The following is a 20,572-nucleotide window of genomic DNA, read 5'->3' as shown; positions in this document are numbered from 1 at the left end:
TATTTGGGATGCCGCCTATAAATACAACAACCCGAACCAAATGACAATACTTCAGACTAGTTTTAGTCGACTCACATCGCCTGCGTCAAACAGCTAAGCCTATTGCCACGTAGAGTAAGCTCGCTCTTCGTTACCGCTATACACAAACTGAAAGCATTCGTCTTGTCAATCATCCAAGTTATGCTGCAATGACTGATACACCATGGCATATCCATTGCGAAGCGGCTTACGACGGACCAGCGCCCAAGGCCGGCTTTTTACGCGTCGCTCAGTTGCCAACCTACTCTAAAAACGCCACTTAAGGGCCGGCAAACTTGCATGAAAAAGGCGGATGGAGTGGCGTGCACGCAGGCTACAGGAGGAGCCAACACGGCATTTTCATCACGCATCCCTAATCAAGCGAGTTGCACTCCAACCTCCCTTTGTTACACTTTCCAAGGAACCTCACCTTGGATGAGATCGAGAGACACGACGAAAGGGATGTCATGTACTTGTTCCATAACTTCAAGGCACGCAACGACTTATGCCCCGAAGACAAGCGTATTTTCAATAGCCACATTGGCCCCATGCGGGAGGTGCAGAAAGGAAGCCACTTGGCCCGCGAAGGCGATACGCTCGAGTGCCTGCACGTCATCGAAAGGGGCTGGGCCTGCCGCTACAAGATGCTGCGCGACGGCAGTGAGCCCATTACTTCGCTACTGTTGCCTGGCGATATCAGCGACAGTGGCCAAGGCCTGTACAGCAGGCTGGAGTTCTCCATCAAGGCCATTACGTCGCTTCGCTTCATGACCATCGATTCGGAAAGCGCCGAGCGGCTGTTCCAGCGCCCCAGGATACTTCGCCTGTTCAAGGTTTCCGGGCACATCAGCCATAGCGTGGCCTTGAACTGGATCATCAATGTCTCGGCGCGTAGTGCCGAGGGGCGAATCGCCAACTTGTTGTGCGAATGCTATGCCCGCTCCTACGCTGCCGGGCTGACCTACAAGGGAAGATATTACTTCCCACTCACGCAAACGGAAATATCCGACGTGCTGGGTCTTTCCAGCGTTCACGTCAGCCGTTCGATCGGCAAGATTAAGCGCAAGGGGCTGATCGAGAACTGCGAGAACAAGCAGATCCAGATCAAGAACTGGCGTGGCCTGGCTACGCTGGGTGATTTCAAGCACGCAGATCTCGAGCTCACCGCTTGACTGCCTACACTCCTGCGGCGAAACAAGCACAATAGCCGGACCACCCGCCCACCCCACACTTACCAAGGCGAGGGAATAACGCCCTCATCAACGTATTCCTGAGTGCGATTGCGGTAGCGGTTCGGATCACCCTCGGCCTCCTCGGCCCACGCAGACTCCACAATCGGCGAATGGAAATCCCGGCTACGGTCGCGTCCGCAAACCGTACAGCGTGCTCGCCACCAGACGTAGACCTCACCCTCGCCGGAGAAACCGGCCATAAGATAATGGCGGTAATCCGGCGGCGGATAATCTCGATACCACTGCTGCAACTGGGCATCAGTATCCGAAAGTGCCAAATCGATCTCGTAAAAGGTTTGGGTGCGGTAGGAGAACCAGCGTGCCTGCACTGAAGACGGGGCGGGCATGGGGCGAGACAAAACAGCAGTTGCGCCCCCTGCAGGAGGCCGCTTGTCGAACCCGCCGCCCAGATTCCCACCCGGCGACCACCACGTATGATCGAAGGTCAATTCTTCCACCCACACCGGCCAACCCGTGGGGCCACCATTGAGCTGTACTGCAAAGTCATAACGCCGCAGCTCCGGCCGGGGCTCCGCCTCACAGGCGCTGGTCAATAAAAGCAGCATCAGCAGCAGCACAGGGCGCAGGCGGTTCATCCATGACCTAGGCATCCTGAGGCTCCTGCGGGGCCGCCACCGGCGCACTGTGGTGATTGGGAAATACCCGGCGCTTGCCGCTAGGCTCTGGGGCGTGGGCGAAGCGGTCTCTCAAAGTGAACGGGTACTGGCGGTGAGACGTATGGATGTAGCCGGTGAAGTGTTCGTGCGACATCTCCAGCATCCACTGCCGCCCGTGTCGCCTACCGTTTTGCCACCAGCTATCGATAAGAGCTTGCAGCTCGGCGGGAATGACATGATCAGGATCGGTGTCATCCAGATCGCGCAAGGGCACCCAGGCTCGCTTTGCTTCGTCGTGCATCTGGTGCAAGGCATAGATCGCCAGCTCCTTGCGCGTGGCGCGCCGCTCGACTTCGAGCACGTCCATGCCCTCCACGCGTATGGAGAGCCCTCTTGCCTCCGCTTCCGCCTGAGCCCGGCGAATCGTCTCCCCATTGGCGCCAACCCCGCCGCGATGGCGCACGATCAATTCTTCGAGATTGGCGAAGTCCGCTTCGTGTCGCGGGTTCTCGTAGCCGCCGCCCACATCGGAGTGCACTCCCGGCAAGGCGATCTCGGCGAAATTGCCGGGATGGTTGCCCTGGGCATCGGCAATGCTGTTGAGCGGGAAGTTGCGGCGGATCTCGTGGTGGGCGGTAAGCTGCACCACGCGCGCGGCGCTGCCCGACGCGATATAGAGATCGAAATCGAGGTTTTCGGCGTTGCCGGGCCAGTAGAAGCTGCCCACGGTATCGAACAGCCCTACGAAACGCACCTGCGGAAAGGGAATCGGCGAGGGCGGAAAGGCCTGGATGAGGCGCAGCGGCGGCCGGTATTCGCCAATTCGGAAATCCGGCACCGTCACGGTTTCCGCTCCACCGAGCCGGAAGTCCGGCACCATCAAGGTTTCCGGCCAGCGGTGGATGAGGTTGACGAAGTGTCGTGCCAAGGCTGCGCCGCGGCTAAAGCCGAACACATCGAAGGTCACCAGCGAGTCGCGGGGGTTGGCCTCCAAAATCTCGCGGACCTCGTTCAACGCCTGCTCGATACGGGCATGACCGCCCTCAGGGCCGACGCCAGTGCCCATGCCGATTGCGTCTTCGGGGGCTACGAAGCCATCCTCGCCCTCCCGGCCGGTTATGGTACCTACGCCGGGAATATAGACTCGATGATAATCCCCATCGACACCATCGAAGCGATACAGATCATACAACTTGGCCACATTGGTAATATCTCGATCGGGCAAGTGGCGGTCGTTATACATATTGTTGCCAGTGCCATCGAAGAATATGCCGATCTGCAGGGTACGCGGCCGGGCGGGAGGCGTTTCCGGCACGGGTGGCGGGGTGGAAGGCCGCGGCTCGGAAGTCGGCGCAGGGCGCGTGACGCCCCAGTCACCGTGCCGCTGTAGCGTGGCCATGGCTTGTGGCCCCAGGCCCCTGGCATTCAACCGTGGCAGCAAGGAATCGACCAGGCTGCTTCCGCCGAACACCCCACGAGCGTTCGAGCGCCACTGCTCGCCATTCCATTTGACCAGAGGAAGGAAGGGGCGGTCGAAACCGTCGTTCAGGACCAGTAGCAAGCCACCCAGCTCGACCGCCTTGACGATCGTACGGATCGCCACTTCCTTGTCCGGCGCCCAACCAATGCCGCCTGCCTTGGCATACAGCTGCGAGAGCTCTTCCCGGCTGGACTCCCTCGACAACTTCTCTTTGACCTTGCTCGAGGCGAGGCTGGGCGACTCGATGAAGGGAAGATCGACATCCCTGACGTCAAAGCGACGTATGAGCTTCCAGAACACTGCCTGTCTCCTGTCCCTGGTTTCAGATTGGCAATGTTTATTAGGGTATCCAAATTGTAAAGATCAGCGCTATGGCCGATTTCCTACAGCATCATGAGCAAATTTCTGACTTGAGTGCATGGGTGAGCGTCGTCATGGACTGGCGCTCAACCACTACCAGTAACGCGGATAACGCCGATGGCGGGCCAGGTTGTTGACCAATATAGCCACTACGAGCATTACGCTGCAGCCAATGCCGATCGGCATCAGGGGATACCACCAGCCCAGGGTTGCTGTCGCCTCTCCACCGATCACCGCGCCCAGTGCCGCTGCTGCGCCAGGTGGGTGTACGGTATGGCTGAGCTGCATGGCAAGCACCGAGAGCGACACTGCAAGCGTTACCGCCAGCGCCGTGCTGCCCAGCAGCTTGAAACAGGCTACCCCCACCAGGGCCGAGAGCATGCTGCCGAACAGGACGTTGCGCGGCTGGGCAAATGGGCTATCGGGTGCGGCGTAGATCAGTACCGAGGTGGCCCCGAAAGAAGCCACAATCAAAAGATGATGGGATAGCCAGTGTGCGTTCAGCCAGCAGATGGCGCCCATGCCGCTGAACGCGCCGAGCCACGACCACAGCGCATCCTGCCAATCGGGACTGGGGGCTCGCGTTCGTTCGGCACGCATCTTGGCGAGATAGGTCTTCATGTCCGGCTCTTGCACAAAATAGGTGCAGGAGTCTCGCAAAGCGCACCACAAAAGTGAAGGCAAGTTTTTTTATAAGTACATGCCTATTGATTGACCGGGGTCAGTATTCCGCTGCTCACAAGAACAAGGGAAGACGGGTAACAACCAAGGGCTACGCGCTATGCCTGGCGCCTAGATGAACAGCGCCCTGGCGGGACATGCCAGGGCGATGGTCTGGGTCTACCGGGCCATTAGATCAGGACGCTTCAGCGTGAAGTTTGAATCCGAGAGCATTCATGACTTTCATGATCGTGGCAAAGCTGGGATTGCCATCAGCGGAAAGCGCCTTATAGAGGCCCTCCCGGGTAAGTCCGGTGTCGCGGGCCAGTTGCGCCATTCCCCGCGCGCGGGCGATATCGCCTAGAGCAGCGGCCACTAGCGCGGGGTCGTTTTCCTCAAGGCAGGCCTCAAGGTAGAGGGCCATCTCCTCCTCTGAACCCAAATGATCGATAACATCCCATTTCTGTAGAGAGCTCATGGCACCTCCTTCAACTCGCGTGCAAGCTGCTTCGCGATCTCGATATCTCTGGCCTGGCTGCCCTTATCGCCACCAGCCAAAAGAATCACCAGCTCAAATCCTCGCTGCACGAAATACACTCGGTAGCCGGGGCCATAGTGAATACGCAGCTCCGACACCCCCTCTCCCACCGGTTCGCAATCTCCGAAATTGCCAAGCTCGATTCGGCGAATCCTGGCCAGTATCTTGGCCCTGGCTCGCTGATCTCGCAGTTTGGTGAACCAGGCAGAGTAGGTTTCGGTTTGGCTGATACTCTTCATGACCACAATTGTGAACCATAGTTCACACCAAGGCAAGCGGTGCCATGAGGCATGGCTGAGCTCAGCGTTGTCTGTAATCACTCTGAGCCTGGAACGGTTTCCAGAGGCCAGGCTTTGACTCAAAAGATATCGCGCAGGATCTCGTAGATGATGGCGTTGGCCGCATCCACCAGGATGACGTCGGGGCCGACCCGGCGCCATTCGTAGCCGTCGTAACGCGGCAGGTCGCGCAGGATTCGCTCGTCCATCTGCATGGCGATGCCGGGGGGCAGCGGCTTGCCGCGCTCGAGGTTCATGCGAATGCCCGGCGGCAGGCTTTCGCGGCTGCGGTCGATCTCGATCCAGTCGCGGCGCTCGACCAGCAGGCGGCGGATCTCGCGCTCGTCGATACGCGGGCCGTGGGAAACATCATGCCTTTCCGCTCGCCCTCGCCCCTCGCCATGCTCGTGCTCGTGCTCGTTGCTGCGGTGCCAACGCCCTGGCTCACCCGCCTGGCCACGGCCTGGCTGAGCCTGCGCTGCACCCTGCCCCTTTCCTGGGTTGCCGCCCTGGTTCTGCCATTGACCTTGGCCTTGACCCTGGCCGCGGTTATCTGACGGCTGAGCCTGTAGCCCAGCACCACCGAGCGTTAGTCCAAGTATCGAAACGCCTACGAGCAGCTTGCGTTTGGCATGCAGCATGGTTGTTTCCTCCTGAAGCCAGCTTGCTTCCAGCCTAGGCAGGAAATGCGCAGTTAGCGTGCAACGAAACGGCATTTTTCGGCGCATTGTGCAGCGTTACGGATGAATTTTACTCAAGTTTGAAAGGTAGTCGCCGATAACAGACAAATCGACAAAATAAAAGGGCATAGCCATGCAGTTCCACGGCAAGAGAGTCCGCGCCTTTATCGTCCTTGCGCTGGCATCGCTGTTTTCTCTACCAGCCTATGGCAGCGAGACTTATCACCGTGCCATCGCCAAGGGGCACGAATTAGGTTGGGCGTGTCATGAGAGCTCGCGGTACAGCGAGCGCTGGACCATGGAATGCCGAGCTTTCCTCGCATTTGCCGAGCACGGTATAGGTTCGGAAATAACGGAATTCAGGCAGGAGCTGCAGCAGGCCGGCTTCCTGTTCCTGCTGACGCAGAACGCCCTCCGAATGCAGGAGAGTGCCCACATGGCGCAGGACATGTCGTACTTGCTGCTATACGCCAGGGCATTGCGCACCCGGCATGTCATGGCCTGGAAAGACGTCCTGCCGCAAAAGTGGCTATACGGCTCTATCGTTCATTGAGGCGGCTCAAGTTATAACTCACGCCAACCAGTCGGCCCGCTCCCGCCAGGTAACAGTTGATCGAGCAGCGATACTGCTGCCGTACTGTATCTAAGGGCAGAGTTGCCCTTCGCATCAAGGTCAGAGCCCTTCTTGTCGTTGCCCTTACCTTTCCCGCCACCCTCACCATCGCCAGAAGCGTCTTCGGACTTGAGCATGACGATACCACCGTAGAGGTTGAACGTTCCCGTTGCCATGCTCACATTGCCACCCTCCTCTACGAGAATCAGCCCTTCGTGGTGCGCCGTGCCATTGGCCTTATCCAGTGTCGCCCCAGCACGCACAATGATGATACCGGCCGTGGCCTGGTTACCGTTCATTTTCACGTTACCCGTGATTTCAATGACCGAAGGCGCATCGCGGGAACCGTCGAAGCTAATACTTCCACTGGAGAAGCTGGCATCGGGTGCAGGTAGTTCAGCAATGAACGCTTCCCAGAAGTCTCTCTTAACAGAGTACTCTTCATGATCGGGCGCAAAGTGAGCGAAAGCGGGCACATCCAGGTCCGTGTCTCTATCCGGCTCCGGCGTAGTTCGACAAGAAGCCCCCGTGCAGTTGAAGCTATCTGGGAGCGGATGGTCTTCACCATGAAGGTGGCCATCCGCATTATGAGAACATTCGAGCCCAAAGCAGGTGAAAACGGCATCGAGATTGGGGGCACCACCACTTGCATAGCTGACAAGGATGTATCGATTGATATCGCCAACGCGGTCGTTCACCTGACCCTGACCGATGAGGAATCTGGAGCCAGCAGGCAGGTCGAAAACAGGCACTAGCCCCTCATCCATAGCGGCTTGCAACCCTGCGGGATTCAGCATGGTGTAGCGACGGCGAAACCTTCCATCATCGCTCTGGACCCACGACGACCAAATATCATCGCCATTCGTGACCGGCCCCGGCCCCAGGAAATTTTTATCAGGATCGGCCATTCCTGTGGCTGCCCCGGCCTCGGCAGCCATCTGAGCTTGGGTGGCAGTTCGGTAGTTGCCAGCCAGCCGCTCGTTGACCAAGCTGCTGCTGATACCAGACAGGCCCAGCATCAGCGCCATGCTCAGCATAGCCAGCACAAGGACGAGCGCCGCGCCACGTTGCCTATGTTGTGTACCCGCCATCGCCACCCCCAGTGACTTTTGGCTACGCTTCTGATACACAACATTACATCAAAAGAAGACGAGCGTCACGCTCGAGTCGGAGACAATAACGCGATGAAAGGACTAGTCGAACTCACCCCCTTAGCGCCACGACCAGAACAGCCAATGATCTGGAGCGACCATTTGCATGCATTCCAGGCGGCCTTGAGCCCAAAAGCGAGGAAATAAATGTAGCCTCCCCTCTTGTTGCATGCAAAGTAACTGAGAATCTAAAGATAACCAATACATCTCCAGCCCGGCATAAAATAAATATGCCAGAACAAGCATAACCCCAGCCCAAGCTATCGCACCATAACTTCTGTACTGCATTTTTAAGTGCGGGGCATAATTCATCTCCTCGCCTCGATAGCCAAACACAAAACCTGCTGACACAATAATAACTAACGCGCTGGAAGGCGCTATATGCGCACCAGAAAACTGAAGATTAATCATCACGGCGAAGAATGACATGATTAAGCATGCGTAAATCGGCTTCTCTGCATCTGGAAGCACTACTGCCCGACGCAATACCTCTAACCCGCCTTTTACCAGAACTGCAACCAAAATCACAGCAAGAACAGCCCCCCACTCTGCGGCTGTATTCAATATCAAATTATGCGCACTGCCACCACGCATTATTCCATCACCAGCATACTGCATCGGACCGATACCGAATGGAAAGTTATCAGAAGCGTATGAAATTGCATCTCGCCACAGTTCCCAACGGCCCGAACCACTTCTAATATCGCGTTGAAAAACTTCTCCTGAGCTTCTTTTAACCATCGGATTAAAAATAAACCAACCCACCAGACCTACAACTGACGAAAGCAAGAGAACAAAAATTGGGATTAGCACCGCCTTGCGATACAGTACGGCCACTACCAACCCAGCCAGAACCAGAGAAAGAATCCCAGAACGGCCCTCACTAATAAAAAGCAAGTACCACCAAACTGCCAGTGGTGGTACGCTCAAACATATAGCAGATACAGACAACCTCCTCCTTGAAACCGAATACAGTACTGCCAGTGGAATAACTCCGGCTGCCAAATCTGAGAAAAGCCTATCATGAGAAAATCCAGGAGTCGCATCATGTCGAGTCATGAAAGCATGGCGTAACGATATTATGTCCATAGCGTACACAGAGTGCATCAGGATCAACAAGATAAGCAGCCCACCTATTACTCTCCATGCAATAAGTGACTTTATTTTAATTGAAGCAAAAGAAACTAGCCAAGAGGATACTAACAAGCCAACGATATAAGATAACTCCAGAAATGCTACAAACGGCGCAGGACTAAGAAGAACAGCTAATAGTGCCATTACCAGAATAGTGCAACAGAGTATTTTCCCATCATTGCAACTGGAGATTAATTTTCCAGCAAATTGATCACGCCAGCACCATCCACAAAAACCAAAGGAGAGCAAAAAAAACAGAATTAGAACAAGACGAAAAAAATCTACTTGAAGCATAAAAAAGGCCGGCTTGAAACCGGCCATTCCAAATTAAACCCGGTTAAAAAGAGCCAAAGCCGATATCGACCGTCTGCGCGCTGGCATTTGTATTATGCGGCGTACCTGTAACTACAGATCCAGAAATAGTAATAGTAGCGCAAGCAGAATCTCCAGAAATCACATCTGTAAGAGTTGGAGCTGTGGTGGAGCCTTCGCTTGCTGCAACCGCAGCTGCAGTTGCATATGATCGCGCATCGGCCAGACAGGCATTTTCAGCCGCACGGATCGTATAGTTTTGATACTGCGGAATCGCTATCGCCGCCAGAATCCCGATGATCGCGACCACGATCAGCAGCTCGATCAAGGTGAAACCGCCCTGTCCTTGCTTGGCGGCTGCTCGTTCTTGCATCAATTTCTTCATACTCATCGCAGTCGTCCCCTGCTCTAGTGTGCCTGTTGGCCGCTTACGGCAGCCTTGGGCGGTTTTGCACCTGCGGCGCGGTAGCGCCGCTTTCGTCGTGGCCAGGCCGTTCGGCCTTGCTCATCCCCCTTGCTGGGCCTTCTCAAGCTTTTTGTCGTAAATGCCTGAGTTCGCACCCTTCTTCGCGGCTATCGAGAGCCTTGAAGCTTACATTAGATGACTCAGCCTCTACCCCGCAAGCGCTACCTACGTAGGTAGGTGATTAACCTCAGCATAAGCCATGATGAAGTTAATACCAGTTGGCATGGCGTTTGTCAGCCTGCTGTGATCAACCGTATCAACGGTCTAGAATGCGGGTAACCCTATTGCTCACCGCCCTTGCGGGCCGATGCCTGAGGCGCCATGAACGACTATCGAACGGCACCGACGGGTGCCCACGCTTCTACCAGTGGGGATGCCAGCCAGCAGCGCTCGGCCGATACCGAGGGCCTGCACGGATTCGCACGAAGGCTGGTGGAGTACGGATTGCTTTCGCGCGCGGCGGCCGAGCGGGCGGAACACGAGGCACGCGAGGCGGAGACCAGCCTGCTGCAGCACGTGATCGATGCCGGTCTGGTCACGGCCCGCCAAGGCACGCTGTGCGCCGCCTGGGAGTATGGCCTGCCGCTGGTCGACCTGGATGCGCTGCGCCTGGCGAGCCTGCCCCCGGCCAACGATTATCCCGAGAAACTGCTGCGCAAGATTTGCGTGGTACCGCTCAGCCGCCGCGGCCACCGGCTGACGGTCGCGGTACCCTACCCTTCCACACTGGCCCTGCTCGATGAGCTGCAGTTCGCCACCGGCCTCAGCATCGAAGCCGTGCTGTGCCCGGTGGACCAGTTGCTGCCGGTACTCGAGGCCTACTTGGCCCAGCACGAGTCCAGCATGATGGACGAGCTGGCAGGGGTGGACGACGCCGTCAGCGAACTGGAGTTCGACGAAGGCGTCGATATCAGCGACGAGCGCGCCAATGATGCCGCCTCGAGCGGTGCCGACGATGCGCCGATCGTCAAGTTCGTCAACAAGATCCTGCTGGACGCCATTCGCCGTGGCGCTTCGGACATTCACTTCGAGCCCTACGAGACGAGCTACCGGGTACGCATGCGCGTGGATGGCATGCTGATAGAATCGGCCCGGCCGCCCTTCGCCATGCGCGCGCGCATTGCCGCGCGGCTGAAAGTGATGGCGCGGTTGGACATCTCCGAACGCCGCCTGCCCCAGGATGGCGCGATCAAGCTGAAGGTATCGAAGACCCGCTCGATCGATTTCCGCGTGAACTCGCTGCCGACCGTGTACGGCGAGAAGATCGTGCTGCGTATTCTCGACCCCGCCTCGGCGCAGATCGGTATCGATGCACTGGGCTTCACGCCGGAGCAGCGCGCGCTGTACGAGGGCGTGCTGGACCACCCCCAGGGCATGATCCTGGTCACCGGCCCCACCGGCAGCGGCAAGACGGTGTCGCTCTATACCGGGCTGAACATTCTCAACGAGGTGCAGCGCAATATCTGTACCGCCGAGGATCCGGTGGAGATCAAGGTGCCTGGGGTCAACCAAGTCAACGTGCTACCCAAGATCGGCCTGGATTTCGCCAGTGCCCTGCGCGCCTTCCTGCGCCAGGATCCGGACGTGGTGATGGTGGGTGAGATTCGCGACCTTGAAACCGCCGAAATTGCGGTGAAGGCGTCGCAGACCGGCCACCTGGTGCTTTCCACGGTACACACCAACTCCGCCGCGGAAACCCTCACCCGCCTGGCCAACATGGGCGTGCCGCCGTTCAACATTGCCAGCTCGGTGAGCCTGATCATTGCCCAGCGCTTGGCGCGGCGGCTGTGCAAGCATTGCCGCCAGGAGGCGGAGATTCCCCGCGAGGCGCTGCTGCAAGAGGGCTTCACGGAGCAGGAAGTGGATAGCGCTACCGTGTACGAAGCAGTAGGCTGCAAGCATTGCACCCATGGCTACAAGGGCCGCGTAGGGATCTATGAAGTGGTACCGATCAGCACGGCCATGAGCCAACTGATCATGCGTAACGGCAACTCCATGGATTTCGATAAACTGGCACGGGAAGAGGGCCACCCGGACCTGCGTCGCAGCGGGCTTTTGAAGGTGATGCAGGGGATCACGAGCCTGACCGAGGTCAACCGGGTCACAAAGGATTGATACGGCCTCAAGCCTCATGAGCTAGCGCCGATAATAATCGAGACGCATCCAAGCAGCAGGGAATCTATGGCAACCAGAACCGCAAGAGCGCCAAAGAAACTGAGACTGTACCGCTGGCGCTGGACCGGCAAGGGCCCCGGCGGGCGTCTGGTCAGCGGTGAGGTAGTGGCCGCCGAGAAGTTCGAGGTGGAACGCGAGCTGGCCAACCAGAACATCATTGTCAAGAACGTGCGTCGCAAAGGCGGGCTCACCGGCGGCATGGGCACCATCAAGCCCAGGGACATAATGCTTTTCGCCCGCCAGATGGCCACCATGATTCGCGCCGGCGTGCCGGTGTTGCAAGCGTTCCAGGTGGTGGCCGAGAGTATCCGCAAGCCGGCCATGAGCGCGGTGGTCCAGCAGTTGATGAACGAGGTCTCGGCCGGCTCGAGCTTTTCCCAGGCGCTGCGCAATCACCCCGATCAGTTCGACAGCCTGTTCTGCAACCTGGTGGAAGCGGGCGAGAGTTCCGGCTCGCTGGACCGCATGCTCGACCGTGTCGCCACCTACAAGGAGAAGGTGGAATCGCTCAAGGGCCGGGTGAAGAAGGCGCTGTGGTACCCCATCGCGGTGATCCTGGTGGGGGTCGGCGTGACGGCACTGCTGCTGATCAAGGTGGTGCCCCAGTTCGAGAGCCTGTTCCACGGCTTCGGCGCCGAACTGCCGGCCATGACCCGCATGACCATTACCCTTTCCGAATTCGCCCAGCAGTACTGGCTGTGGGGCCTGGCCGGGCTGATCGCCTTCGTCTACCTGATGCGCCAGGGCATCAAGCGCTCGCCTGCGTTCGCCTATCGCGTGCATGCGTTCCTGCTCAAGGTGCCGGTGCTGGGCGACATCTTCGATAAATCCGCCGTGGCGCGCTATTCGCGCACCCTGGCGACCACCTACGGCGCCGGCGTGCCCATGGTGGAGGCGCTGGACATTGCCGCCGGGGCCACCGGCAACCTGGTCTACGAACGCGCCACACGGCAGATCCGCGAAGACGTGTCCAACGGCCAGCAACTCCATTTCGCCATGCGCCTGACCGAGCGCTTCCCCGCCCTGGCGGTGCAGATGGTCGGCATCGGCGAGGAATCCGGCGCGCTGGACGCCATGCTCAACCGCGTGGCGGACTATTACGAGGAGGAGGTCGACAACAAGGTCGACGCCCTCACCTCGTTGCTGGAGCCGCTGATCATCGTGGTGCTGGGGATTCTGGTCGGCGGCCTGGTCATCTCCATGTACCTGCCGATCTTCGAGCTAGGCACGGTATTGTGAGTATGGTGTGGTTGCTGGCGGCCGTGCTGGGCCTTTGCCTGGGTAGCTTCCTCAACGTGGTGATCGTGCGCTTGCCGGTCATGCTGATGCTGGGCTGGCGGGCCGAGGCACGCGAGGCACTGGAACTGCCAGAGGAGGCGTCGCCCCGCTTCAACCTGCTGGTGCCGCGCTCGATTTGCCCTCAATGCGAAACGCCCATTGCCTGGCACGACAACCTGCCGGTCATCGGCTGGTTCAAGCGACGCGGCCGCTGTGCTGCCTGTGAAGCACGCATCAGCCCTCAGTATCCGCTGGTGGAACTGGCCGGCGCCTGTCTGGCGCTGGCCGTGGTGGCGCTGTACGGCGTCACCTGGCAGGGCCTGTTCGTCTTCGGTGCCTGCCTGGCGCTGCTGGCACTTGCCGTGATCGACCTGCGCACCCAGTTGCTGCCGGATGTCGTTACCCTGCCACTGCTGTGGGCGGGCCTGCTCTACCAGTTGCTGTTCCAGCCCCTGCTGCTGCCCAGCGCGGTGATCGGCGCCATGGCGGGCTATCTTGCCCTGTGGAGCGTCTACTGGCTGTTCAAGCTGATTACCGGCAAGGAAGGCATGGGCTACGGCGACTTCAAGCTGCTGGCGGCCCTCGGCGCCTGGCTGGGCTGGCAGTACCTGCCGATGGTGCTGATCCTTTCCGCCGGCGTGGGCGCCATCGTGGGTATCGCCATTCAGCTTGCCCTGCCCCGGATGCGCGGCGCGCCGATGCCCTTCGGCCCTTTCCTGGCCAGCGCCGGCTGGATTGCGCTATTGGTGGGCGAGCCGCTGATGGCCGTTTATGTCGGCATGACACTCTGAGTGAGGGCTTGTGAGGGAGTACCTGTTTTGATCGTTGGCGTAACGGGTGGTATCGCTTCCGGCAAGAGCACCGTGGCGCGGGCCTTCGCGTCGCTGGGTGTGCCCTGGGTGGATGCCGACGACGTGGCCCGCGAGGTGGTCGAGCCCGGCGAGCCGGCGCTGGCCGAGATTGCAGAGCGCTTCGGCGGGAAGGTACTGCTGGCCGACGGCAGCCTGAACCGCCGCGCGCTGCGCGATATCGTCTTCGCCGACCCGAGCGAGCGCCTCTGGCTCGAATCGGTGACCCACCCACGCATTCGCCAGCGCATCGTGGCACACCTGGAACGGTTACAAGCCGAGGGCGCGCCTTACGTGTTGCTGGTCTCGCCATTGCTGTTCGAATCAGGCCAGAGCGAAATGGTGGACCGCTGCCTGGTGGTCGACGTGCCGGAGAGCCTGCAGTTCGCCCGCACCGCCGCCCGCGACGACGTGGACGACAAACAGGCCCGCGCCATCGTGGCCGCCCAGATGCCGCGCAGTGAACGCCTGAGCCGCGCCGACGACGTGATCGACAACAGTGGCAACGAGCAGGATCTCGCCGTTCAGGTCGCCGAGCTGGATCGACGCTACCGTGAAATGGCGGCCAGTCGATAGCCCACATGATCGCCCATAAGCGCTAGAATGGGCGGAAAGCCACCAACCCTTGCGGATTCATGAGCCAACACAACCAACGCCCCCTGACCGTCGCCTGCCCGCAATGCCAGAAGAAGGTGGTGTGGAGCGAGAAGAATCCCTACCGCCCCTTCTGCAGCGAGCGCTGCAAACTGATCGACCTGGGTGCCTGGGCCGACGAATCGCACCGCATCGCCGGCGAGCCGGCACTCGACGAGACCAATATCGAGGAGTGGCTGACCCGCGCCGACCAGGGCGACGATCGGTGAGCCTGGCGCCGGCACCGACCTACCGGCTACTGGCCGAACTGGAGGTCGCCTTCGATATGCTGATCGAGCGCACCGAGGCGCTGCTCGAGGCTTATGCCGCTTCGCCCGCCGAGGCTTGGGCCTTTCGGGTCGAAGCCAGCACCGAGTGGCTGCGCCGCGCCCTGCTCGATTTCTGGTACACCGACGGCCAGGACGGCCGCGCCACCCGCAGCCATGTCGGCTTGATTGCCGCCGATGACACGCTGATGACCAGGGTGGCCGAAGTGAATGCAGCCAAGACCGAATTCGCCGAGCGGCTGGCTCGCATCAAGGCCGAGGACCCACCGCTGCTGGCCGAGGCCAAGGCGGTGCTGCCGTTTCGCCACCCACAGTTGCACGACCACCTGCGCGGCAGCGGCCTCGCCCGGCTGCACCTGAAGCAGTGCTGGCGAGCCATCCCCATGGCCGAGGCGCCGGTGGCCCGGGTACGCCTGGCCTGGTACTCGAGCGGTCGCTCGATCAAGCGGCTGACGGTGCAAGAGGTCGAGAAAAAGCTGCTGGCGCTGGATAGCGACGCACCCCATGTGCGCATTCAGCTGCGCAAGCTGGCGGCGCTACCCTCGAGCGAACCGTTGGCCCAGGTGCAGAGCCAGGCGCCGTTGATGCGCGCCAACCTGTTCTACTGCGAGCCATTGGAAGACGGCCGCACCCGCCGCGCCATGAACGTGGCGCTGCCGCTGTTCCTACCCGCGCCGCGCGGTCACCTGCCCGACCACAACCTGCCCCCGGCCACCCCGCCGCCGAACCGCACCCGGGCACGGCGCAGCGACGAGAAGCTGGAAGAAACGCCCTACCTGCCCAGCCTGCGGATCTACCGCTACCGCTGATTCGCGGTGAATGAAAAAGGCTAGAAAACCTAGCCGGCCTGCTGTGCTTGATATTCCAGCTCACCGGCAAGTTCGGCCGGGAGCTTCAGCGCCTTGGCGAGTTGATCGAGCCAGGCCCGTTCCATGGGATTCTGCTCGTCGATCACCGCCACGCTGATCAGGTACATCTCGCGCGCCGCCTGGGGCGAGTCGGCCTGCCGCGCCAGCGCTTCGGCATCCAGCGGGGCGCTCAGTTGCTGTTCGACCCAGCGGTGCAGCTCGTCATCGGCGCCCAGGGCGTCGATCTGCTGGGTGATGAGTTCACGCTCCTGCGCGTCGATATGGCCGTCGGCGCGGGCGGCCATGATCATGGCCTGCAGCAGTTCGAGACTGCGACGCTCCTGCAACTCGCCCTGCAACACCTCGACCCGCTCGCCTTCACCACCACTGGCCGCCGGCTGGCCGCTCTGGCCCTTGGCGTTCTGCGAGTTCTGCCAGGCTTTCCAGGCCAGCATGCCGACCGCGGCAATGGCACCGTACTTGAGCGCCTTGCCGCCGAGCTTGCGACCACGCTTGGAGCCCACCAGCAGCCCCATGGCGCCGCCACCCAGCAGGCTCTTCACATCCAGGCCACTGCCGCCGGCCGAGGCCTGGCCCGCCGAACCGCCTCCCAGTTGGCGGGACAGGCCTTCGAGCATGCCTTTCACGTCCACTCCCCCGCTATTCCGGTTGCCGCTCTGGCCACCGGCCTGCTGCATCAGCTGCTGCAAGATCTTGCTGGCGTTCATCGATTTCTCTCCCTAGGAATCAACACGAAGGTCCATGCCGGTTCTTTACGGAACGAGGCATGGCCAGGTGACAGTATCAGTCCAGGCGTGACGACTCATACCACTCCAGTGCCTGCTCCATGCGGTCGTAGCCCCAGAACGGCTCGTCGCCGGCCATGAAGAACGGCGCGCCGAAGATACCCAACGCCTGGGCCTGGGCCGTGGCATCGCGCAGCGCTTCCTTGGCTTCGGGGCGCTGGCCTTCCTCCAGCAGGTAGGCCGCGTCGAGCTTGAGCTCCGCCAGACAGTTGCCGATGACCTGGGGATCGGCGATGTCCTGGTCGTGTTCGAAATTGGCGCGGTAGACGCTGCGTACGAACGCCGGCACCCACTCTTCCTCGACGTGCCAGTTGGCGATGCGCGCGGCCAGCAGGCCGCTGCGGGGAAATTGCGAGGGACGGTGAAAGCGGATGCCATCACGGTCGCACAGGCGTTCGACATCCCGCCACATGTAGCGCCCCTTGGCCGGGTAAAGCTTGAAGGGCGTGTCGTTCAAGCCCTGGGCCTGGAAAATCGGCCCCAGCAGGAAGGGCTGCCAGCGCACTTCGATGTCACGCTCGGCGGCCTCGTGCTCGAGCCGCATCGCGGCTGGATAGGAGTATGTGCTGGCGAAATCGAACCAGAAGGTAAAGGTCATGGTGGTGGTCTCCTTGTCGGCAGCCGTGCTAGCCCGCCCGTCATATTGATCTGCATCATGCAGGCTTGTCACCTCTCCTCCATACTGGACTGTATTAGAGAATAAGGAGAACAGTTGGTGAATCCACTGCAGCCCTTGAACGCCACGCAGGTCTATCGCGCCTGCCCCGAGGACGCCTTCGATTTCGAGATCACCAGCGAGCTCGAGTCGCTGGATATGCTGAGCGGCCATGCCCGCGCGCGCGATGCACTGGATTTCGGCACCTCCATGCGCAGCGATGGTTTCAATCTCTACGTGCTGGGCCATCCCGGGCATGGCAAGCACCAGTTGGTCGGACGTTTTCTCTCCGAACGCTCCCGCGACGAGCCTACTCCACCGGACATCGCTTACCGCTACAACTTCGACGATCATACCCAGCCGTTGTGCCTGCTGCTGCCCACCGGCATGGGCCGGGTGCTGCGGGCCGACCTGGAACAGCTGGCCGAGGAGTTGCGCTCGGCGATTCCCGCCGTGTTCGAGGGTGATGAGTATCAGAACCGCTTGCACGAGATGAAGCAGGCCATGGGCGAGCGCCAGCGCGATGCCATCGAAGTGGTGCGCCGTGAGGCGCGCGAGCACGACATCCTGTTGCTTTCCACACCCAACGGTTTCACCTTCGCGCCGGCCGGCGACGACGACAAGATCATGTCGCCCGAAGAGTTCGAGAAGCTCGACAAGGACGATCGCGAGCGCATCGAGGGCACTGTACAGGTCCTGCAGAAGAAGTTGGCCCAGGCCATTCGCCACATGCCGCGCCTGGCGAAGCAGCTGCGCGAGCACATCTCCACGCTGAACGGCGAGATGCTGCAAACGGCCATCGACGCGCCGCTGGCCGAGCTGGAAGAGCGCTACGCCGATCACGACGGCATTCTGGATCACCTGAAAGCGCTGCGCGACGCCATGCTGCTGCACGTCGACTCGTTCATCGCCGACGAACCCGAGATGCCGCCAGAGGCGATCTTCAACCGCTTCCCGATCAACCTGATCGTCGACAACACCGGTTGCGAAGGTGCCCCGGTGGTCTATCTCGACCTGCCGACCCATCAGCACCTGGTGGGGCGTATTGAACACCACGTTCACAACGGCACCCTGCTGACCGATTTCTCGCTGATTCGTGCCGGGGGCCTGCACCGGGCCAATGGCGGTTACCTGGTGATCGACGTGCGCGCCTTGCTGATGCATGCCGGCGCCTGGGAGACGCTCAAGCGGGTGCTGCGTGCCGGCGAGATCCGCACCGAGTCGCTGGAACAGGCCTATGGCCTGATCAGCACCACCACGCTGGATCCCGAGCCGGTGCCGCTGGACCTCAAGGTGGTGCTGCTCGGCGAGCGCCTGTTCTACTACTTGCTGTGCGAGCAGGACCCCGACTTTCTCGAGCTGTTCAAGGTGCAGGCCGACCTGGAGGACGAGCTCGAGCGCAACCACGGCAATCAGCCGCTCTATGCCCGCATGGTGGCCACCCTGGCGCGGGATTCGGCATTACGCCCGTTGGACCGCAGCGGCGTGGCGGCGGTGATCGAACGTGCCAGCCGCCTGGCCGACGACCAGGGCAAGCTCACCGCCCGCCATCGGGCTCTGAGCGACCTGCTGGAAGAGGCCGACCACTGGGCCGAGCGCGACGACGCCAAGGTGATGTCGCGCCGCCATGTGGAGAAAGCCGTGGCGCAGCAGCTGTGGCGCGCCAGCCGCATTCACGAGCGCAGCCATGAGGCCATCGCCCGCGGCATCGTCGCGATACAGCTCGAGGGCTTTCAGGTTGGCCAGGTGAACGGCCTTTCGGTGATGAGCCTGGGCGACTACGCCTTCGGCCAGCCCACCCGTATCACGGCCACCGCCCGGCCCGGACCTGGCCACGTGGTGGATATCGAGCGCGAGGCGCGCCTGGGCGGACGCATTCATTCCAAGGCAGTGATGATCCTGTCGCGTTGCCTGGCCAGCCGCTATGCCCCGGATACGCCGCTCTCGCTCTCCGCCAGCTTGGCTTTCGAGCAATCCTACGGCGGTATCGAGGGGGATAGCGCCTCGGTGGCGGAAGCCTGCGCCCTGATTTCGGCCATCGCCCGCGTAGGTATCGACCAGCGCCTGGCGGTGACCGGCTCCATCGACCAGCACGGCCGCGTGCAAGCCGTGGGTGGGGTCAACGAGAAGATCGAGGGTTTCTTCGATATCTGCCAGGCGCGCGGCGGCGTGAAGGGACATGGAGTACTGCTGCCCGCCACCAACGTGGAACATCTTATGCTCAAGCTCGAGGTGCGCGATGCCATCGCCGCCGGCGAGTTCAAGGTCTACGCCATCGAGTACCTGGACCAGGCGCTCGAATTGCTCACCGGGATGACACCCGGCGAACGCACGGACGAAGGCCTCTACCCAGCCGGAAGCCTCAATGCCAAGGTACACGAGCGGCTCGAGGCCTTTCACCAGGCAGTGAAGAGAAGCAAGGTCAAGGTGAACGACAAGGAGGAAGACAAGGAGAACGAAGCCGGCAGCACCGACGAGGAGCGCAGCGATGATCAGTGACGATGCCCCGCAGGGCAACGGCTCGCAGACGCCATTGCTGGATGTGGCGCGTGTGCTGGCCCTGCTCGATGCCTCTCGCCACAGCCTGGCGGCCTTGGCCGCGGCGGTGGATCTGGCCAGCCAACGCCACGTCGAGCTGGTGGCGCTTTACGTCGAGGATCTCGATCTGCTGCGCTGCGCCGCCTTCCCCTTTTCCTGCGAGATCGGCGCCCAGTCGGGCCTGACGCGCCCGCTGACACCCGATTCGCTGGAAAACAGCATCGCCCACCAGCTGCAGCGCGTGCAGCAGGCGCTGGCCGAGGCGGTGGCCGGGCGCGACCTGCGCCACCGGCTCGAGGTCAGCCGCGGGCAGATTGCTGTCGAGGCCTTGACCAAGGCCGGCCCGGGAGACGTGCTGGTACTCGGCAAGGCTGGCACCAGCGAGCGTTGGGAAAAGCGGCTTGGCTCCACCAGCCGTCGCCTGATCCTGGAAGCCCCCTGCAGCGTGCTGCTGTGGGACGAGACACACCCATTTCGGCGTGGCCCGCTGCACTGGCTGGCGACACGCGAAGACGACCGGGTTCAGGAAGAGGCCCCCCCTACGATACCGGGATGGCTAGCCTCGCTGTTCGACGGCGCCGCCCCCCTGCCCGTCAGCCATGCCGGAGCGCTGGAGCGAGCGCTGGCCAACGCCCATGCCGGCGGGCTGCTGTTGCGCCGCAGCGAGTTGGCAAGCCTGTTGGAGGAGGATGGCGAGGTTATCGGCAGGGTTCCGCTGCCGATTCTGGTCATTCCTTAGCGACTTGATCGCCGGGTTCCAGGGGCGGCTCCTGCATTCGCGGCATGGCGGCCACACGCTTGTCCACGTAACGCAACAACCCGAGCTGGGCAAAGAGAATGGCCAGACACCAGATGACGCCTTTGACTACGCTCACGACAGCTTTCCTCATCAGAGGCCAATGCGGCCTCGTCGAATCGAGTGTAGTCCTGGCCCGGGAAAAGCAGAAGATAGGCGCCTAACTTTT

The 20,572-nt window shown here is 60.9% G+C and carries 21 protein-coding genes and 1 pseudogene; 10 read left to right on the top strand and 12 right to left on the bottom strand.

The window, feature by feature from the left end:
- The first annotated feature begins 485 nt into the window (after positions 1-485).
- A complete protein-coding gene (locus tag ACRWQA_RS09325) occupies positions 486-1,190 on the top strand; it encodes a Crp/Fnr family transcriptional regulator (protein WP_263580119.1) in 705 nt (234 codons plus the stop codon).
- Positions 1,191-1,249: 59 nt separating this feature from the next.
- Here the strand turns inward: ACRWQA_RS09325 and ACRWQA_RS09320 are convergent, their stop codons facing one another.
- From ACRWQA_RS09320 to ACRWQA_RS09295, 6 genes are all read right to left on the bottom strand, one after another.
- Complete coding sequence (locus ACRWQA_RS09320; RefSeq protein ID WP_434228380.1) at positions 1,250-1,846, bottom strand: DUF2931 family protein; 597 nt, start codon at positions 1,844-1,846, stop codon at positions 1,250-1,252.
- Positions 1,847-1,853: 7 nt separating this feature from the next.
- Positions 1,854-3,647, bottom strand: a complete 1,794-nt coding sequence (locus tag ACRWQA_RS09315; RefSeq protein WP_434228382.1) for a T6SS phospholipase effector Tle1-like catalytic domain-containing protein — start codon at positions 3,645-3,647, stop codon at positions 1,854-1,856.
- 153 nt (positions 3,648-3,800) lie between these two features.
- Positions 3,801-4,328, bottom strand: coding sequence for an HPP family protein (locus ACRWQA_RS09310; RefSeq protein WP_434228384.1), 528 nt, complete (start codon positions 4,326-4,328; stop codon positions 3,801-3,803).
- A gap of 235 nt (positions 4,329-4,563) precedes the next feature.
- Positions 4,564-4,845: an addiction module antidote protein gene (locus ACRWQA_RS09305; RefSeq protein WP_181514452.1), complete on the bottom strand. Its 282-nt coding sequence runs from the start codon at positions 4,843-4,845 to the stop codon at positions 4,564-4,566.
- Positions 4,842-5,144, bottom strand: a complete 303-nt coding sequence (locus ACRWQA_RS09300) for a type II toxin-antitoxin system RelE/ParE family toxin (protein WP_434228386.1) — start codon at positions 5,142-5,144, stop codon at positions 4,842-4,844. The genes ACRWQA_RS09305 and ACRWQA_RS09300 overlap by 4 nt, the downstream gene beginning before the upstream one ends.
- Before the next feature lie 119 nt (positions 5,145-5,263).
- Positions 5,264-5,824, bottom strand: a complete 561-nt coding sequence (locus tag ACRWQA_RS09295; RefSeq protein ID WP_434228388.1) for an anti-virulence regulator CigR family protein — start codon at positions 5,822-5,824, stop codon at positions 5,264-5,266.
- A 172-nt stretch (positions 5,825-5,996) separates the two neighbouring features.
- Between ACRWQA_RS09295 and ACRWQA_RS09290 the strand changes: the two genes are divergently transcribed.
- The gene (locus ACRWQA_RS09290; protein ID WP_434228390.1) at positions 5,997-6,416 is read left to right on the top strand and encodes a hypothetical protein; all 420 of its coding nucleotides are present in this window, start codon (positions 5,997-5,999) and stop codon (positions 6,414-6,416) included.
- A gap of 11 nt (positions 6,417-6,427) precedes the next feature.
- Here the strand turns inward: ACRWQA_RS09290 and ACRWQA_RS09285 are convergent, their stop codons facing one another.
- From ACRWQA_RS09285 to ACRWQA_RS09275, 3 genes and pseudogenes are all read right to left on the bottom strand, one after another.
- On the bottom strand, positions 6,428-7,567 hold the full coding sequence (locus ACRWQA_RS09285) for a pilus assembly PilX family protein (RefSeq protein ID WP_434228391.1): 1,140 nt from the start codon (positions 7,565-7,567) through the stop codon (positions 6,428-6,430).
- A gap of 120 nt (positions 7,568-7,687) precedes the next feature.
- The gene (locus ACRWQA_RS09280; protein WP_434228392.1) at positions 7,688-9,082 is read right to left on the bottom strand and encodes an O-antigen ligase family protein; all 1,395 of its coding nucleotides are present in this window, start codon (positions 9,080-9,082) and stop codon (positions 7,688-7,690) included.
- A gap of 231 nt (positions 9,083-9,313) precedes the next feature.
- A pseudogene (locus ACRWQA_RS09275) lies at positions 9,314-9,446 on the bottom strand (prepilin-type N-terminal cleavage/methylation domain-containing protein); the annotation flags it as partial.
- Positions 9,447-9,860: 414 nt separating this feature from the next.
- Here ACRWQA_RS09275 and pilB point away from each other — a divergent pair.
- The 6 genes from pilB (at position 9,861) to ACRWQA_RS09245 (ending at position 15,569) form a co-directional block, all read left to right on the top strand.
- Positions 9,861-11,654 (top strand): type IV-A pilus assembly ATPase PilB, encoded by a 1,794-nt coding sequence (pilB, locus tag ACRWQA_RS09270; RefSeq protein WP_434228394.1) that lies wholly within the window; start codon positions 9,861-9,863, stop codon positions 11,652-11,654.
- Positions 11,655-11,720: 66 nt separating this feature from the next.
- Positions 11,721-12,953: a type II secretion system F family protein gene (locus ACRWQA_RS09265; protein ID WP_434228396.1), complete on the top strand. Its 1,233-nt coding sequence runs from the start codon at positions 11,721-11,723 to the stop codon at positions 12,951-12,953.
- Positions 12,954-12,955: 2 nt separating this feature from the next.
- Positions 12,956-13,783, top strand: a complete 828-nt coding sequence (locus ACRWQA_RS09260) for a prepilin peptidase (RefSeq protein ID WP_434228398.1) — start codon at positions 12,956-12,958, stop codon at positions 13,781-13,783.
- Positions 13,784-13,810: 27 nt separating this feature from the next.
- Positions 13,811-14,416: a dephospho-CoA kinase gene (gene coaE / locus ACRWQA_RS09255; RefSeq protein WP_434228400.1), complete on the top strand. Its 606-nt coding sequence runs from the start codon at positions 13,811-13,813 to the stop codon at positions 14,414-14,416.
- Between the two features lie 59 nt (positions 14,417-14,475).
- Positions 14,476-14,703: a DNA gyrase inhibitor YacG gene (gene yacG / locus ACRWQA_RS09250; protein WP_263580129.1), complete on the top strand. Its 228-nt coding sequence runs from the start codon at positions 14,476-14,478 to the stop codon at positions 14,701-14,703.
- Between the two features lie 2 nt (positions 14,704-14,705).
- Entirely contained in the window at positions 14,706-15,569 is an 864-nt protein-coding gene (locus ACRWQA_RS09245) for a DNA replication terminus site-binding protein (protein WP_434228439.1), read from the top strand.
- A gap of 29 nt (positions 15,570-15,598) precedes the next feature.
- Here the strand turns inward: ACRWQA_RS09245 and ACRWQA_RS09240 are convergent, their stop codons facing one another.
- Both ACRWQA_RS09240 and ACRWQA_RS09235 read right to left on the bottom strand, forming a co-directional pair.
- Entirely contained in the window at positions 15,599-16,336 is a 738-nt protein-coding gene (locus ACRWQA_RS09240) for a tellurite resistance TerB family protein (protein ID WP_434228403.1), read from the bottom strand.
- 76 nt (positions 16,337-16,412) lie between these two features.
- Positions 16,413-17,012, bottom strand: coding sequence for a 2-hydroxychromene-2-carboxylate isomerase (locus ACRWQA_RS09235; RefSeq protein ID WP_434228405.1), 600 nt, complete (start codon positions 17,010-17,012; stop codon positions 16,413-16,415).
- A gap of 117 nt (positions 17,013-17,129) precedes the next feature.
- Between ACRWQA_RS09235 and ACRWQA_RS09230 the strand changes: the two genes are divergently transcribed.
- Entirely contained in the window at positions 17,130-19,568 is a 2,439-nt protein-coding gene (locus ACRWQA_RS09230; RefSeq protein ID WP_434228407.1) for a Lon protease family protein, read from the top strand.
- Positions 19,558-20,346 (top strand): universal stress protein, encoded by a 789-nt coding sequence (locus tag ACRWQA_RS09225; RefSeq protein ID WP_434228409.1) that lies wholly within the window; start codon positions 19,558-19,560, stop codon positions 20,344-20,346. Before ACRWQA_RS09230 ends, ACRWQA_RS09225 begins: the two co-directional genes overlap by 11 nt.
- Here the strand turns inward: ACRWQA_RS09225 and ACRWQA_RS09220 are convergent.
- On the bottom strand, positions 20,336-20,482 hold the full coding sequence (locus tag ACRWQA_RS09220; protein WP_434228411.1) for a hypothetical protein: 147 nt from the start codon (positions 20,480-20,482) through the stop codon (positions 20,336-20,338). The two genes, ACRWQA_RS09225 and ACRWQA_RS09220, sit on opposite strands and share 11 nt — an antisense overlap.
- Positions 20,483-20,572: the final 90 nt, after the last annotated feature.

This window comes from Billgrantia sp. C5P2 (assembly GCF_051062895.2).
This window is presented reverse-complemented; position numbering and strand designations above follow the sequence as displayed.